A 14130-nucleotide genomic window follows, 5' to 3' on the forward strand; every position below is an offset into this window, starting at 1 on the left:
GCATTTGGCCAGTGGAAAAGAAGAAAGCCGGAGGGGCACCGCAATCCCGCGGACAGCCAGCGATCGGTTATATAGATAAGGAAGCACAAAGCATGCCGCTTTACGAGCATGTCTTTCTGGCGCGCCAGGATCTGAGCCAGGCTCAGGTCGACGTTCTTGCCGCCACAGCCACCGAAATTGTTGAGAGCAACAAGGGCAAGGTCACCAAGACCGAGACCTGGGGCCTCCGTTCGCTGGCTTACAAGATCCAGAAGAACCGCAAGGCGCACTTCGTTCTGCTGAACATCGATGCCACCGGCGACGTGATCGCCGAGCTTGAGCGTCAGACGCAGATCAACGAAGACGTCATCCGCTACATGACTGTTCGTGTTGACGAACACGAAGGTGGTCCGTCGGTGATGATGCGCAAGAACGACCGCGAGCGTAGCCGCCGTCGCGAACGCGAAGGGGAATAAGAGATGGCTCGTCCGTTTTTCCGCCGCCGCAAGAGCTGCCCGTTCTCGGGCAAGAACGCTCCGAAGATCGACTACAAGGACGTGCGTCTGCTGCAGGGCTTCATGTCCGAGCGTGGCAAGATCGTTCCCAGCCGCATCACGGCCGTTTCGGCCAAGAAGCAGCGTGAGCTGAGCCAGGCGATCAAGCGCGCCCGGCACATCGGCCTCCTGCCCTACATCGTCAAGTAAGGAGCGCCAGACATGCAGATCATCCTGCTCGAGCGCATCGAGAAGCTGGGCGCCATCGGCGACGAAGTGACCGTCAAGGACGGTTATGCCCGCAACTTCCTGCTGCCCAACAAGAAGGCGCTTCGCGCCAACGACGCAACCCGCAAGGTTTTCGAAGCCAACCGTGCCCGCATCGAGGCCGACAACGCAGCACGTCGTGAAGACGCGACTGCAGAGTCGAGCAACGTTGAAGGCAAGGAAGTCGTGCTCATCCGCGCTTCGTCCAACTCCGGCCAGCTTTACGGTTCGGTTTCGGTCCGCGACATCTCCGATGCGCTGGCTGAACAGGGTGCCAAGGTGAACAAGTCGATGGTCGTGCTGGAACGCCCGATCAAGACGCTTGGCGTTTACAGCGTCAAGGTTTCGCTGCACCCCGAAGTCACGGTTCAGGTCCGCGTGAACGTAGCCCGTTCGCCCGACGAAGCCGAACTTCAGTCGAAGGGCGTCAACGTCATCGACGCGATGTTCGACACCGAAGTCGGCGGCTTCACCGAAGCTTACGATCCGAACGCAGAGCCGGGCGAAATCTCGTCCGACATGCTGGACGGTGGCGAAGAGGCTGAAGCGGAAGCCTGAGGCTTTCCTTCACTTCACGCAAAAGATCAAAGGGGTGTCCTTCGCGGGACGCCCCTTTTTCTATGCCTTACTTCACCGGTTCGAGCCGCAGGAACCGCGCCGCATTGTTGTACAGGATGTCGCGCTTCTGATCCTGGCTCAGGTAATCGGCGTTCTGGATCAGCCCGATCGAATAGGCCATCAGCCCCGGCCAAGCGAGTTGGTCGGTCCCGTACATCACGCGGTCGCCGAACCCTGCATCGACCATCCGCTCGATATAGCGGTTCACTTCCTTGCGCGGGTAACTCCAGATCAGTCCTGCAATATCCACATAGACGTGGCTGTTGGCCTGCAGCAGCGTCAGCATGTTGTCGATCATCGGATAGCCGGCGTGCATCACCTGCACGCGCAGCTTGGGATGGCGCGCCAGCAGTTCTTCCAGCAACAACGGATCACCCATAGACCCGCGGAATGTCGGCATTGCCACGTTGGCGCGGCCTGAACCGCCGGTACCCATGTGGATCGCCACCGGAATATCCAGCTTTTCGGCCAGTGCAAAGTATTGGTCTACGCGCATGTCTGATGGCGAAATGCCTTCATATTGCAGGCCGATCTCGCCCATGACCTTGAAACCGTCCTGCCCAAAGGCAACTTCCATCATCTTCAGCGCCTTGGCCGCATCGCCTCCTGCCACACGGCCAAACGCGGTGCCGGGAATGACGCGCGCGGGCGCTGCAGCCTGCCACTTCTTCACCGCGTCCGGCTCGCCAAACACCACGCCCCGCACGTTAAGCCGCTCCATCTCGGCCAGCACCATCTTCATGTACTGCCCCTTCGGCGCGGGATAGAGCTTGGGCGAACACTCCTCGATAGACCACCCGAACGGCGCTTCCGGACCATTCTTGGGGTCGGACGCTTCGAACCGCGCCTGATTGGGGCATACCGGCGTCGCCCAAGGTGCATCATCCATCGCATGCATGTGAACATCGATGATCGGGGCAGTTTCAGCCGAAGTATTCTGTGCCAAGGCGCTCCCCGCCCAGACAAGAGCAGCACCGGCAAGCAAAGCAGACATCGTGCGCATCGTTCAGGCTCCATCCGTTATAAGTTTTGACAACGTTATCATATGAATGCGCGCCACTGGCAAGTCGGTTGCATCTTTGTTGGCCAGACATTGCCGATTGGCACCGCCAATGTCTTTGCACAGCAAGGAAGGCGCGCTACACCTGCCGGGATGGCTACAACTGAAACGATCCTCGCCGAGCTTACCCGTCTCTATGACAGCGCCGTTGCCCAACTTCGCGAAGACATAGCGACTTACGCAAACACAGGCACTGCGCCCTCAATCAACAAGCGGCATGATGGTAGTTACTGCTACCCTGAACTGCGTATCCGGCTTGAGGACGAACCCCGCAACGAGACCATTGGCCGCGCATTCGGCCGCCTTACCCAGCGCGGTGATTATGCTTGCACCGTCACCCGGCCCAATCTCTTCGCAGACTATCTTGCCGAGCAGATCGAACTCATCACAAGTTCCTACAATGTGCGCGTAGAGGTTGGCCGGTCCCGGCAGGAAATACCGTTCCCCTATGTGCTGGACGGAGCCTATGGCGCGCAGATCGGCAGAGTCAGCCCGCAGGAACTGGCCAAACACTTCCCCGCCACGGACCTTGCCCACATCGGCGACGAGATTGCCGACGGCGAATACAATGTCGGCGACGGCCCCTTGCCGCTCTCGCTGTTCGATGGGCTGCGCACCGATTTCAGTCTCGCTCGCCTTGCGCACTACACCGGCACGCGGATCGAGGATTTCCAGCGTTACATCCTGTTCACCAACTATCACCGCTATGTTGACGAATTCGTCGATTGGGCAGGCCTGCAGATTGATGGCGAGAACTACATCGCGTTGACCGGCGCGGGTGGCCTGTCGCTTGATGCCCGCACTGACAACGCCCGCGCACGGCTTTCGGACACGGCATGGCGGCGGCACCAGATGCCGGCCTATCACCTCGTTGCGCCGGACAAATCCGGCATCACGCTCGTCAACATCGGCGTCGGCCCATCGAACGCCAAAACCATCTGCGATCACCTTGCGGTGCTGCGTCCCGAAGCATGGCTGATGATTGGCCATTGCGGGGGCCTGCGCCCGACGCAAAAGATCGGCGACTATGTGCTGGCCCACGCCTATTTGCGCGATGATCACGTGCTTGACCCGGTCCTCCCGCCCGAAATCCCGATCCCTGCCATTGCAGAAGTGCAGGTTGCGTTGCAGCAGGCGGCTGAAATGGTCTCGGGCGCGGGCGGGATCGATCTGAAAAAGCGGATGCGCACCGGCACCATCGTCACCACCGATGATCGTAATTGGGAACTGCGCTATTCGCACTCCGCGCGCCGCCTGTCGCTCTCGCGCGCAGTCGGCATCGATATGGAAAGCGCCACCATCGCCGCGCAGGGCTATCGCTTCCGCGTCCCCTACGGCACCCTGCTCTGCGTCTCGGACAAGCCGCTGCATGGCGAGATCAAACTGCCGGGGCAGGCCAACCGCTTTTACGAGGAAGCCATCGCCGCCCACCTCGCCATCGGCACAACCGCCTGCGCCTTGCTTCGCAAGGAAGGCGCCCGGCTTCACAGCCGCAAACTTCGGGCGTTTAACGAGCCGCCGTTCCGCTGATCCGTACCGCACAAAGAAAAGGCAATCCGAAGCAGCTAGCCCTGCTTGCGGATTGCCGAGGTAGCGTCCCGACGCTCCGGGGTGGCCGGAGCGGGGCACCGTGAATGAAATCCGGCGTTATTTGAAAACTTCGGTGCCCAGCGTGTCCATCGCACTGCGGAACATATCGACCGAGTTGGAAAACACCTCGAAGTCGATGCCCTTGCCGGTCACCACGTCCCAGGTCATCATCACCGCATCGTCCTTGCCCAGTGAAACCGAGGCAAAGCGGGTGTTGCGGTTGAAGCGCACAGCATCTTCGGCGGTGAATTTCTTCTCAGCGGTGAAATTGGCCACGAACTGCAACGACTGGCACCCGTCATGCGTCTTGGCGTTGCATTCGTAGAAGAGCAGCGCGGCCTGCCAACCGCCGATGTCGGCATTGATCAGCGGATCACCGTTCGCGTCCGTCGCCAGTTCCGCTGTGTAGCCAAGGTTCGTCAGCGCTTCGGCTACACCATCGGGCTTGATCGCCGATACCTTGCCTGCTGCCTCTGTTGTCGCGCTCGCCGTCGAAGGGACCAGAACCCCCAAGGCCAATGCCGCAAGCATGCCTTTTACCATCATCGCATCTTCAATCCCGATAGGACTCTTGCCGGTCCGTTCGTTGTGTCATCAAGCTGCCACTAACGAAGCGATCCGGCAAGAGGGCCTGAACGGGAAATGCAAAAAGGGTGCTTCAGTCGCAGCCCCTACCAACCACAGGATTGGCCTTTGGTCTGGCTCGCCAGCCACTTCGTCAGCGGCGCGAAATAGCGGATCATTGCCTTTCCGCTCATCTCGCGGCTGCCGGTGAAGGCTTCCAGCGCGTCAGGCCAAGGCTTGGACGCGCCCATCTCGAGCATCGCGTTCAGCTTCGCACCGACCTCCTTGTTGCCATAGAAGCTGCAGCGGTGAAGCGGCCCCTTCCAGCCAGCCTGCTTGCACGCTGCCTCATACAACTGGAACTGCAGCACCCGGGCAAGGAAGTAGCGCGTGTAAGGCACGTTGGCGGGCACATGATACTTCGCGCCTGCATCGAAGCCATCCGCAGGCCGTGCCGCGGGCGGAACAATGCCCTGATACTTCAGCCGCATCGCATCCCAGCCCTTCTGGTAATCGGCAGGTGCAATCTTGCCGCTGAACACATCCCAGCGATAGCGGTCGATCAGCAGGCCGAAGGGCAAGAACGCAATCTTGTCCATCGCCTGGCGCAACAGCAGTCCGGTGTCCTTGGATTCCGCAGGCACCTTCGCACGATCGAGCAATCCGATCTGCACAAGGTATTCGGGCGTGATCGAGAGCGCCACGAAATCGCCGATTGCCTCATGGAATCCGTCGTTCGCGCCGTTCAGATAGAGCGCGTCCTGCTTGTTATAGGCGCGCTGATAATAGTTGTGACCCAGTTCGTGGTGGATCGTGACGAAATCGTCGCCGTTCACCTTGATGCACATTTTGATGCGCAGATCGTCCACGTTGTCCACATTCCACGCAGAGGCATGGCACACCACGTCGCGGTCGCGCGGCTTCACAAACTGCGACCGCTCCCAGAAGGTCTGCGGCAGCGGAGCCATGCCGAGCGAGGAATAGAACCCTTCACCCGCCTTCACCATCTTGATCGCGTCATAACCCTTTGCGGTCAGCAACTCGCCCACGTCATAGCCGATGTCGCCCGCCCCTTCCGGTGCCACGACGCCATAGATATTGCCCCATTCCTGCGCCCACATATTGCCCAGCAGATCGGCGCGGATCGGGCCGCTCTTGGACTGCACCCCATCGCCGTACTTCTCGTTCAGCTTCATGCGCGTGAAGCAGTGCAGCTGGTTGTAAAGCGGCTTGACCTCGTTCCAGATTTTCTCGGTCAGCGCAGCAAATTCTTCCGGCGGCATGTCATAGTTTGACCGCCACAGCGCACCCATATCGGCAAAGCCCAGTTCCTGCGCCCCGGCGTTACCAATTCCGATCATCTGCTGGTAATCGGCCTTCATCGGCGCGCCAACATTGTCATGCCAGCTCAGCCACATCTCCTTCAGCTCATCAGGGTTGCGATTGGTGCCCATCGCTTCTTCGATGTCGCTGCCGTTGATAGGCTGGCCTTTCAGCTTGCCCATGCCCTTGCCGTACACGCCCTCAAGCTTGGCCTGAAGCGCAGCGAATTCCTGCGTCGCTCCCGGCGTGCTCGGTGCGGGTCCGGTAATCTGCGTGCGCATCATCACCAGCTTGCGCGCGACATCGGGGGCAAGCCCTGCCACTTTGGCATATTCCGCCGCCTGCTTGGCTTGGGCGACTTGCATGGCGGTGTTTTCACCGTTGGCAATGGCCACCAGCGCTGCGCTGTCATCGATGATGTACGTGGCATAAATCCAGTTGGCGCGCGATGTCTCCACCGACTTGGCCAGCACCTCCGCTTCGGCCTGCTTCACCCAGTCAGCCACGGCGGAAGCATTGGCGGGCGCGCTTTGCGCCAATGCAGGAGTGGCGAGCGTCGCGGCGGCAAGCGCCAGACTAGATACGAGCGATTTCATGATCTCAGGATCTCCCGGAAAGACAGTGCCCGTCCTGCAAAGCGCAGGTGCAAAAGGCTTGCCTTCTGGTTACCGGTGAAACCGCCCGGGTCAACCCGCCCAAAGCAATTTAGGCAGTCAGGAACTTCACCAGTTCGTCCCCAAGTTGCGGCATTGTCACACTGCTCATGTGCGTGCCGGGGATCAGCGCCAGCGTGGCATCGGGCAGCGCCTCGGCCAGTTGCTCCGCCGATCCGTTGTCATTGTCCTGATCGCCACACAGCACCAGCGTCGGCACCGTGATCGCTGCCAGTTCCGCAGGATCGGTGTCCGCCATCGTGCCCAGCAACAGGCGCGCCGCCTCGCGGTCCGTGCCCATCGTCTTCAGGAACTGCTGTGCGAAATAGGCCGGATCGTCACGCTTGATTGTGCCGAAGCGGTCGATCACGTCGAGGAAGAAATCCTGCCTCCGCGCCCAGCCCGCCAGCCCCTGCAAACCCATGCCTGAAAGCACCAGCCTGCGGGGCCGCAGCCCCGCAATCACCGCGCGCGCCGATGTGCGCGATCCCAGCGAGAACCCAACAAGGTCGAAGTCCACCAGCTCAAGATGCGCCACCAGCGCTTCCAGATCACGCACCAGCACGTCTTGGCGGTAGGCCGCGGCATCATGCGGCGCAGCACTTTGTCCATGCACGCGCAGATCTGGCATCAGGCATTCAAAGCCCGCCGCCGCCAGCTTTGCCGCCGTGCCGAACTTGATCCAGTTGACCTCCGCCGAGGAGAACAGTCCATGCAGCAGCAGCGCCGGTCGCCCCGCACCCATGCGATGCAGCGCCAGTTGCGTCCCGCCAAAGCCTTCGAAGAATTCCGTCGTCACGCTCATGCCGTCAGCAGTTTCACGCCCGAAAACAGCAGGACCGCTGCCAGTGCCGGGCGCAACACCTTATCGGGTGACCGCGCCGACAGAAAGCTGCCGATCGCCACGCCGGGCAGCGATCCCATCAGCAGGTTCATCAGCAGGTTCAGGTCCACGCCGCCGATCAGCCAGTGCCCAAAGCCCGCAACCAGCGTCAGCGGCACAGCGTGCGCGATGTCCGTCCCGACAATGCGCGAAACCCGCAGCGCCGGATAGAGCATCAGCAGCGCCGTCACCCCAATCGCGCCCGCCCCGACTGACGAGATCGACACAGCAACGCCCAACACCGCCCCCAGGCCGACAGTAGGCAGCAGCGCATGCGAATCGTCCAGCCGCTCATGCGTTTTGGCAAACTTGGCGAGTTGCTTCTGGAACAACGTGGCAAAGGCCGTCAGCACCAGCATCGATCCGAGCACGGTCAGGATGATCCCGCTGGAATCCTTGCCCACTTTGCCGAAATAGGAAACGCCCACCAGCGTCACAACGGCCGCTGGAACGCTGCCCGCCGCCAGCCGCTTCATGATCTTCCAGTCAACACTCTCGTGCTGATTGTGGACGAAAGAGCCGCCGATCTTGGTAATTGCCGCAAACAAAAGGTCGGTGCCCACAGCCGTCGCGGGGCTTACCCCGAACATCAGCACCAGAATCGGCGTCATCAGCGAACCGCCGCCGACGCCGGTCAATCCCACCAGCACGCCAACCAGAAGGCCCGCTATGCCGTGGAGTATGTCCAGGTGTTCGAGCATAACCCCCCATGATTGCGCTTGGCGATCTGCCTTGCTGCACCGCACATAACGCTTCCTTTATGTCCGATGCAATGGCGAGTTTTAAAAATCTCTACTCTAGAAGTTGGGAATACAGTTATGATCTTGCGTTAAAGGGACAAAGTGCGGTGGGCAGGCTCTACACCCGCCCACCGAAAATCGATCAGCCCTTCTTCAGATGCCGACGGCCAAGCAGTTCGGCAATCTGCACCGCGTTCAGCGCCGCGCCCTTGCGCAGGTTGTCGGAAACGCACCACAGCGAAAGTCCGCTGTCCACGGTCGGATCTTCGCGCACGCGGCTGACGTAAGTCGCATCGTCGCCCACGCATTCGATCGGCGTGATGTATCCGCCGTTCTCGCGCTTATCGATCAGCATGACGCCCGGTGCTTCGCGCAGGATGTTCTGGGCTTCTTCCGCGCTGATCTCTTTTTCGAATTCGATGTTGAGCGCTTCGGAATGGCCGACAAACACCGGCACGCGCACGCAAGTGGCCGAAATCTTGATCTTGGGATCAAGGATTTTCTTGGTCTCGGCGACCATCTTCCACTCTTCCTTGGTCGAACCGTCGTCAAGGAACACGTCGATGTGCGGGATCACGTTGAACGCAATCTGCTTGGTGAACTTCTTGGGCGCGCCCAGCTCGCCCTGCGGCATGTAGATGGCGCGGGTCTGCTCGAACAGCTCGTCCATGCCGTCCTTGCCTGCGCCCGAAACCGACTGGTAGGTGGCCACGACCACGCGCTTGATCGTGGCGGCATCGTGCAGCGGCTTCAGTGCCACCACCATCTGCGCGGTCGAGCAGTTGGGGTTCGCGATGATGTTCTTCTTGGTATAGCCGTCGATGGCGTCAGGGTTCACCTCTGGCACGATCAGCGGCACGTCCGGGTCCATGCGGTAGAGCGACGAGTTGTCGATCACCACGCAGCCCGCAGCCGCAGCGCGAGGCGCATGAATCTCGGTCGGGGCGGAGCCTGCCGCAAACAGCGCAATGTCCCATCCGGTGAAATCGAAGTTCTCGATGTTCCTCACCTTGAGCTTTTTGCCCGTCTCGCCAAAGTCGATCTCGGTGCCCTGCGACCGTGGCGATGCAACTGCCGCGATCTCGTCCAACGGAAATTCACGCTCGGCAAGGATGTTGAGCATTTCGCGGCCCACGTTCCCCGTCGCGCCGACAACTACAACCCGGTAACCCATCTTACTTCCCTTCCAGCGGCCGGCCCTGTTCAGGCAGTCGACCCGTTCCCTAGCGGCTGGTTCCGACCAGCCAAGTTAAAAACACTTTTGCACCAGACACCGACGCTTGCGCGCCCGCTCTTGCTAGCCCGCTCGTCACCCTGAACTTGTTTCAGGGCCCATCGTCCCGATCAGGCCGAGGCTCTCGACGGAGAAATGGACCCTGAACCAAGTTCAGGGTGACGAAGAAAACCAAGGGCAGCCCCTACTTCCCGCTCCCCGCCCCATTACGGTCAAGAAACCGGAAAATCGTCTCATACAAATGCTGGCTCACTTTCGGCCCGCTGATGCGGTGGGTGTAGCCGGGATAGAGCATCATCTCGAACGGCACCGCCTCACCCTGCATCTTCGCAATGATCGCGCTGGCATTCTCGAACACCACGTTGTCATCGGCCATGCCGTGGATGATCAGCAGCGGATCGCTGATCTTGCCGGTATCGGCCAATGCGTTGGATTTCTCGTAAACCTGCGGCAGCTTGCCGGGATCGCCCAGATAGCGCTCGGTATAGGTCGTATCGTAAAGCTGCCACTTGGTCACCGGAGCCACCGCGATCCCCGCCGCGTAGGCCCCCGGATTGGCCTCCAGCATCTTGATCGACATATATCCGCCATAAGACCAGCCGAACGTGCTGATCTTGTTCGCATCCACAAAGGCTTGCGTCTTAAGCCAGTTCGCCCCCGCCAACTGGTCCTCCACTTCGACCGAACCCATCGCATGGTGGAGCGCCGAGGCGAACTTCACGCCCCGGTTTTCCGACCCACGGTTGTCGATGGCGAAATAGATATAGCCCTTGTCGACAATCGCCTGCGCCAGCGCGCCCTGAAAGCCCTTGGCCACCACCTGCGAAGTCGGCCCGCCATAATGATAGGTGAACACCGGATACTTCTTTCCGGCCTCCAGCGGCGGCGTGATCATCATGTAGTGCAGCGGCGTACCATCAGCCGCCGGAATCGTGCCGAACTGCGCGCGGCGATGGCTGGCAAGATAAGGCGCATAAGGATGCGCGCCTGCCACCTTGTTCTCCTCGATCCACGCCAGCCGCTTGCCGCTGGTGTCCGCGATATACGACTGCGCAGGCTGCGCATCCGAAGCGCGCGAGATCATCAATGTCTGCCCGGTGCGGTCCATCGAGGCATTGTTAACCCAGCCCGGCTCGGTAATCCGCGTCAGCTTGCCCGGCGCGTTGAGGTCCATCGCATAGACCTGCTGCGCCAGCACATCATCCTTCGTGCCGGTGAAGTAGAGCTTGCCGCCCTTCTCATCCACGCCGACCAGCCCGGTGACCACCCAGTCACCCTTGGTCAACTGGCCCCACTTGCCGCCCTTCAGGCGATAAAGGTGCCCAAACCCATCGCGCTGCGACCACCACACGAGGCTCCCGTCAGACAGGAACCGGTAGCTGTCCGACAGATCGATCCAGTGCCTGTCCGCCGCCTTCTCGGTGAACATCACACTCGCGTTGCCGGTGGCCGGATCGACCTTGAGCATATCGAGCACTGTCTGCTCGCGGTTCATCCGCTGCACATAGAGCGTCTTGCCATCGGGCGCCCAGTCCACGCGCGCAAGGTAGATGTCGTTATCCGCGCCCAGATCCACCTGCACGCGGTTCGATCCGTCCGGTCCCATTACCCACAGCGAAACCTCGGCATTGGGCGTGCCCGCCGCCGGATAGCGCTGCTGATAGGTCCGCGTGTCTTCCGCGCCGATGGCCGTGCGCGTCACCACGCCCACCATGCTCTCGTCAAAGCGCTCCACCGCGATGCGCTTTTCATCGGGCGACCACCAGAAACCGTTGAACCGGTTCATTTCTTCCTGCGCCACGAACTCGGCCTCGCCCCAGTGGACGTCTGCGTTCGCTTCCTCGGGCGTGATCGCCTGCGCGGCTCCCGTCACCGGGCCGGCCCACAGCCGCCGGTCGCGCACATAGGCAATGTGTTCACCCTTCGGCCCCAGCTTGGGCGTCAGTTCGCCGCCCTTGGTGCCCTCCACCTTGCGCACCGAACCGTCCAGCCCGGCCAGGAACAGTTCACCATCCACCGGCACCAGCACCGACTTGCCATCGGCAGCCCATTCATAAGCCACGATACCCTTCAGATCGCCGATGCGCTGGCGCTCACGCTGCATCTTCTCGGCTTCCGAAAGCTGCCGCCCGGACGAAAGTTTGAGCGAATCCACCAGCATCTTCCATTCGCTGGTCTGCCGATCAAAGCCCCACAGGTCGTACCGCTCCCGGTCATCCGCACGGTTCTTCAGCAGCGTCAGATAACGGCCATCAGGCGAAAGCTTCACTGCGCGCGGCGCAGGCCCGTTCAGGCTCGGGCTGGCGAACACCCGTTCGAAGGTCAGGCTTCCAGCTTCGGCGGGGGCATTCGCAGTCATGGAGTTTCCCTGTTGGGCAAGCGCGGGCGCGGCGACAAAGGCAGACAGCGCGCAGGCGGCGAGCAACGACAAGTGACGCATGGTGTTTCGGTATCCTCTGGCCCGGCACAGGTGGCTCAGGCGCGATTGCAATGCCCTTGGGTGGCCCGAAATGGTTGCGTTTGAAAGCACAAAAAAGCGCCCTGGCCGGTGAGCCAGAGCGCCTTTTGTAACACGTCAGCCGTGTTGCGGCGTTGGTCGGCTCAGGCCTTGTTGACCTTGCGTTCAGCAATACGTGCCGATTTGCCGGTGCGGCCACGAAGATAGTAGAGCTTCGCACGACGCACGACACCACGGCGCACCACGGTAATCGAATCGATGTTGGGCGAGTAGAGCGGGAACACGCGCTCCACGCCTTCGCCGAACGAGATCTTGCGAACGGTGAAGTTCGAGCCGAGGCCGCGGTTCGAGCGCGCGATGCAAACGCCTTCGTAGGCCTGAACGCGGGTGCGCTCACCTTCAACAACGCGCACGCCAATGCGCACGGTATCGCCCGCGCGGAAGTCCGGAATTTCCTTCTTCGCCTTGTATTCGGCGATGGCTTCAGCTTCAAGCTGCTGAATCAGGTTCATTTTTTAACGTCCTGCACTTCACGCTGCGCGCCAGAGGCAGACTGGACCCGAGCGTCGATGTGACGCTCCCAAAGGTCCGGCCTGCGTAACCGTGTGTCGATCTCGGACTGTGACTTGCGCCAAGCCGCGATCTTCGCATGATCCCCCGATCGCAGCACTTCAGGGATCGTGCGCCCTTCCCACTCAGCGGGCCGGGTATAGTGCGGGTATTCAAGGAGGCCGTTCTCGAACGACTCCTCATGCCCACTACAAGCCGCGCCCATTACGCCGGGAAGCAGCCGAATGCAAGCGTCCAGCAGCATCAACGCCGCACATTCCCCGCCCGACAGGACGATGTCGCCAACCGAGACTTCCTCGACTGCGCGACCTTCGAAGATGCGCTCGTCAAACCCCTCGAACCGCCCACAGACAAGGATCACGCCGGGACCGGCGGCAAGCTCTCGCACTCGCTCCTGCGTAAGCGGCTTGCCGCGGGGAGTAAGCGCGATGACCGGGCAGCCCGATTGTGCCGCTCGCGCATGATCGATGGCCTTGGCCAGCACATCCACGCGCAACACCATCCCGGCCCCGCCACCTGCCGGCGTGTCATCAACGGTCTTGTGCTTGTCGATGGCAAAGTCACGGATCTGCACCGCATCCATCGCCCACTTCCCCTCCCCCAGCGCCCGCCCCGCAAGGCTGACACCCAGCGGGCCAGGAAACATCTCGGGGTAGAGCGTGAGGACTGTGGCAGCGAAGGTCATGCTTCGAAAGACTCTGTATGTTCGCCAGAGGTGGATTTGCCGAATTTGGAAGCAACGCTGCCTGCGATGATCATCCCGGCAATGAACAAGAAAAAGCCATAAAACATTCCACCCGCCGCAACGTAACCGCGCGGTTCGCAGACATCAATTTCGCACCCCTGCCCCATCGCCTCTGACGCATCAAGAAAGGCAATCAGCGAGACGCAAAACAGCACGAGCGGAAGAGGAATGGCCACAGCGATGACAACGCGTCGAAGCGACCAGTCAGGCCGCAACTTTACAACCGCCATGCTGCCGAGAAAGAGAAGCACGCAGGTAACAGCCAGGATCGCAACCAGGATCATCAAACCGTCCAGTTCTCAACCACCAACCCCGGCACGTCAGCAAAGTCGCCCACGTTGTTCGTCACTACCGTCGCGCCGATGCTCAAGGCATGGGCCGCCAGCAGCCGATCAAACCGCGCCCGCTTGAACGGCAGCTTTGCGTACTCCCGCGCGGCGGCTTCATCGAACGGCAGGACTGGAACAACCGAAACGAAATCCTCGATCACCTCGCGATCAGGTGGATGCCCGAGGTTCTCACCCATCACGATCTCGGCAAAGCTCACGGCCGAGATCCCCACCTCATCGGGCTGGCAATCCGCCAGCCGTTCCCGAAGAGCCGGGCGGGTTCCGAGCATGGCATAGATCGAGCAATCGGTATCGAGCAGATAAGCGATCATCTGCCAGCGTCCGCCTCGCGCGCAGCAATGGCGCTTGGCCGCTCATCAAAATCGCGCCGTTCTGGAACCTTGAGCCGCTTTGCCTTGCCCCAGAACTTGCTGACATCCAGTTTGGGCTTAGCCTGCAGCTTGGCCCGAAGCACCAGATTACCGTCCACCCATTCGGCCGCCCATTCGCGGTCCGGCTCTATTCCCAACCCGGCAGGCACACGAATTGCCACGGAATTCCCGGACTTGAAGCTCTTGGCGGTATATTCCTTGCCCATCACGGCCTCCGTATATACGCGATGT

16 protein-coding genes are annotated in these 14130 nt (G+C 61.0%); 4 read left to right on the forward strand and 12 right to left on the reverse strand.

The window, feature by feature from the left end; translation table 11 throughout:
* Window positions 1-92 precede the first annotated feature (92 nt).
* Genes rpsF through rplI form a run of 3 tightly spaced genes read left to right on the forward strand, consistent with a single transcriptional unit; the run spans window position 93 to window position 1298 of the window.
* Window positions 93-455, forward strand: coding sequence for a 30S ribosomal protein S6 (gene rpsF / locus Q8R81_RS11625; RefSeq protein WP_305617992.1), 363 nt, complete (start codon window positions 93-95; stop codon window positions 453-455).
* A gap of 3 nt (window positions 456-458) precedes the next feature.
* Complete coding sequence (gene rpsR / locus Q8R81_RS11630; RefSeq protein ID WP_011445073.1) at window positions 459-683, forward strand: 30S ribosomal protein S18; 225 nt, start codon at window positions 459-461, stop codon at window positions 681-683.
* A 12-nt stretch (window positions 684-695) separates the two neighbouring features.
* Entirely contained in the window at window positions 696-1298 is a 603-nt protein-coding gene (rplI, locus tag Q8R81_RS11635; RefSeq protein WP_305617995.1) for a 50S ribosomal protein L9, read from the forward strand.
* A 67-nt stretch (window positions 1299-1365) separates the two neighbouring features.
* On the opposite strand, the gene Q8R81_RS11640 is transcribed toward rplI, so the two are convergent.
* Window positions 1366-2361, reverse strand: coding sequence for an amidohydrolase family protein (locus Q8R81_RS11640; protein ID WP_305617997.1), 996 nt, complete (start codon window positions 2359-2361; stop codon window positions 1366-1368).
* Window positions 2362-2511: 150 nt separating this feature from the next.
* On the opposite strand from Q8R81_RS11640, the gene Q8R81_RS11645 reads away from it, so the two are divergent.
* Entirely contained in the window at window positions 2512-3948 is a 1437-nt protein-coding gene (locus Q8R81_RS11645; protein ID WP_305617999.1) for an AMP nucleosidase, read from the forward strand.
* Between the two features lie 117 nt (window positions 3949-4065).
* Here Q8R81_RS11645 and Q8R81_RS11650 read toward each other — a convergent pair whose 3' ends face one another.
* The 11 genes from Q8R81_RS11650 to Q8R81_RS11700 all read right to left on the reverse strand — a co-directional run bounded on the left by Q8R81_RS11650 (window position 4066) and on the right by Q8R81_RS11700 (window position 14105).
* The gene (locus tag Q8R81_RS11650) at window positions 4066-4554 is read right to left on the reverse strand and encodes a YbjN domain-containing protein (protein WP_305618000.1); all 489 of its coding nucleotides are present in this window, start codon (window positions 4552-4554) and stop codon (window positions 4066-4068) included.
* Between the two features lie 125 nt (window positions 4555-4679).
* Window positions 4680-6491 (reverse strand): M2 family metallopeptidase, encoded by a 1812-nt coding sequence (locus tag Q8R81_RS11655; RefSeq protein WP_305618002.1) that lies wholly within the window; start codon window positions 6489-6491, stop codon window positions 4680-4682.
* Between the two features lie 109 nt (window positions 6492-6600).
* Window positions 6601-7353: an alpha/beta fold hydrolase gene (locus tag Q8R81_RS11660; RefSeq protein WP_305618004.1), complete on the reverse strand. Its 753-nt coding sequence runs from the start codon at window positions 7351-7353 to the stop codon at window positions 6601-6603.
* Window positions 7350-8132: a sulfite exporter TauE/SafE family protein gene (locus tag Q8R81_RS11665; protein WP_305618006.1), complete on the reverse strand. Its 783-nt coding sequence runs from the start codon at window positions 8130-8132 to the stop codon at window positions 7350-7352. The genes Q8R81_RS11660 and Q8R81_RS11665 overlap by 4 nt, the downstream gene beginning before the upstream one ends.
* Window positions 8133-8313: 181 nt before the next feature.
* A complete protein-coding gene (locus Q8R81_RS11670; protein WP_305618007.1) occupies window positions 8314-9345 on the reverse strand; it encodes an aspartate-semialdehyde dehydrogenase in 1032 nt (343 codons plus the stop codon).
* Window positions 9346-9589: 244 nt separating this feature from the next.
* Window positions 9590-11845 (reverse strand): DPP IV N-terminal domain-containing protein, encoded by a 2256-nt coding sequence (locus tag Q8R81_RS11675; RefSeq protein ID WP_305618009.1) that lies wholly within the window; start codon window positions 11843-11845, stop codon window positions 9590-9592.
* Between the two features lie 161 nt (window positions 11846-12006).
* Window positions 12007-12375, reverse strand: a complete 369-nt coding sequence (rplS, locus tag Q8R81_RS11680; RefSeq protein ID WP_305618010.1) for a 50S ribosomal protein L19 — start codon at window positions 12373-12375, stop codon at window positions 12007-12009.
* Window positions 12372-13118, reverse strand: a complete 747-nt coding sequence (trmD, locus tag Q8R81_RS11685) for a tRNA (guanosine(37)-N1)-methyltransferase TrmD (RefSeq protein WP_305618012.1) — start codon at window positions 13116-13118, stop codon at window positions 12372-12374. Before trmD ends, rplS begins: the two co-directional genes overlap by 4 nt.
* Window positions 13115-13462, reverse strand: a complete 348-nt coding sequence (locus Q8R81_RS11690; RefSeq protein ID WP_305618014.1) for a hypothetical protein — start codon at window positions 13460-13462, stop codon at window positions 13115-13117. Before Q8R81_RS11690 ends, trmD begins: the two co-directional genes overlap by 4 nt.
* Complete coding sequence (locus Q8R81_RS11695) at window positions 13462-13839, reverse strand: type II toxin-antitoxin system VapC family toxin (protein ID WP_305618015.1); 378 nt, start codon at window positions 13837-13839, stop codon at window positions 13462-13464. The genes Q8R81_RS11690 and Q8R81_RS11695 overlap by 1 nt, the downstream gene beginning before the upstream one ends.
* Complete coding sequence (locus Q8R81_RS11700; RefSeq protein WP_305618017.1) at window positions 13836-14105, reverse strand: hypothetical protein; 270 nt, start codon at window positions 14103-14105, stop codon at window positions 13836-13838. Before Q8R81_RS11700 ends, Q8R81_RS11695 begins: the two co-directional genes overlap by 4 nt.
* Between the last annotated feature and the right edge of the window lie 25 nt (window positions 14106-14130).

Origin of the sequence: Novosphingobium sp. (assembly GCF_030696665.1) — a bacterium.
Lineage (GTDB): Bacteria > Pseudomonadota > Alphaproteobacteria > Sphingomonadales > Sphingomonadaceae > Novosphingobium.

Excerpts from the sequence above, each read along its gene's own strand:
- rpsF (WP_305617992.1), top strand. The coding sequence starts at position 93 with ATGCCGCTTTACGAGCATGTCTTTCTGGCGCGCCAGGATCTGAGCCAG.
- rpsR (WP_011445073.1), top strand. The coding sequence starts at position 459 with ATGGCTCGTCCGTTTTTCCGCCGCCGCAAGAGCTGCCCGTTCTCGGGC.
- rplI (WP_305617995.1), top strand. The coding sequence starts at position 696 with ATGCAGATCATCCTGCTCGAGCGCATCGAGAAGCTGGGCGCCATCGGC.
- Q8R81_RS11640 (WP_305617997.1), bottom strand. The coding sequence starts at position 2,361 with ATGCGCACGATGTCTGCTTTGCTTGCCGGTGCTGCTCTTGTCTGGGCG.
- Q8R81_RS11645 (WP_305617999.1), top strand. The coding sequence starts at position 2,512 with ATGGCTACAACTGAAACGATCCTCGCCGAGCTTACCCGTCTCTATGAC.
- Q8R81_RS11650 (WP_305618000.1), bottom strand. The coding sequence starts at position 4,554 with ATGATGGTAAAAGGCATGCTTGCGGCATTGGCCTTGGGGGTTCTGGTC.
- Q8R81_RS11655 (WP_305618002.1), bottom strand. The coding sequence starts at position 6,491 with ATGAAATCGCTCGTATCTAGTCTGGCGCTTGCCGCCGCGACGCTCGCC.
- Q8R81_RS11660 (WP_305618004.1), bottom strand. The coding sequence starts at position 7,353 with ATGAGCGTGACGACGGAATTCTTCGAAGGCTTTGGCGGGACGCAACTG.
- Q8R81_RS11665 (WP_305618006.1), bottom strand. The coding sequence starts at position 8,132 with ATGCTCGAACACCTGGACATACTCCACGGCATAGCGGGCCTTCTGGTT.
- Q8R81_RS11670 (WP_305618007.1), bottom strand. The coding sequence starts at position 9,345 with ATGGGTTACCGGGTTGTAGTTGTCGGCGCGACGGGGAACGTGGGCCGC.
- Q8R81_RS11675 (WP_305618009.1), bottom strand. The coding sequence starts at position 11,845 with ATGCGTCACTTGTCGTTGCTCGCCGCCTGCGCGCTGTCTGCCTTTGTC.
- rplS (WP_305618010.1), bottom strand. The coding sequence starts at position 12,375 with ATGAACCTGATTCAGCAGCTTGAAGCTGAAGCCATCGCCGAATACAAG.
- trmD (WP_305618012.1), bottom strand. The coding sequence starts at position 13,118 with ATGACCTTCGCTGCCACAGTCCTCACGCTCTACCCCGAGATGTTTCCT.
- Q8R81_RS11690 (WP_305618014.1), bottom strand. The coding sequence starts at position 13,462 with ATGATCCTGGTTGCGATCCTGGCTGTTACCTGCGTGCTTCTCTTTCTC.
- Q8R81_RS11695 (WP_305618015.1), bottom strand. The coding sequence starts at position 13,839 with ATGATCGCTTATCTGCTCGATACCGATTGCTCGATCTATGCCATGCTC.
- Q8R81_RS11700 (WP_305618017.1), bottom strand. The coding sequence starts at position 14,105 with ATGGGCAAGGAATATACCGCCAAGAGCTTCAAGTCCGGGAATTCCGTG.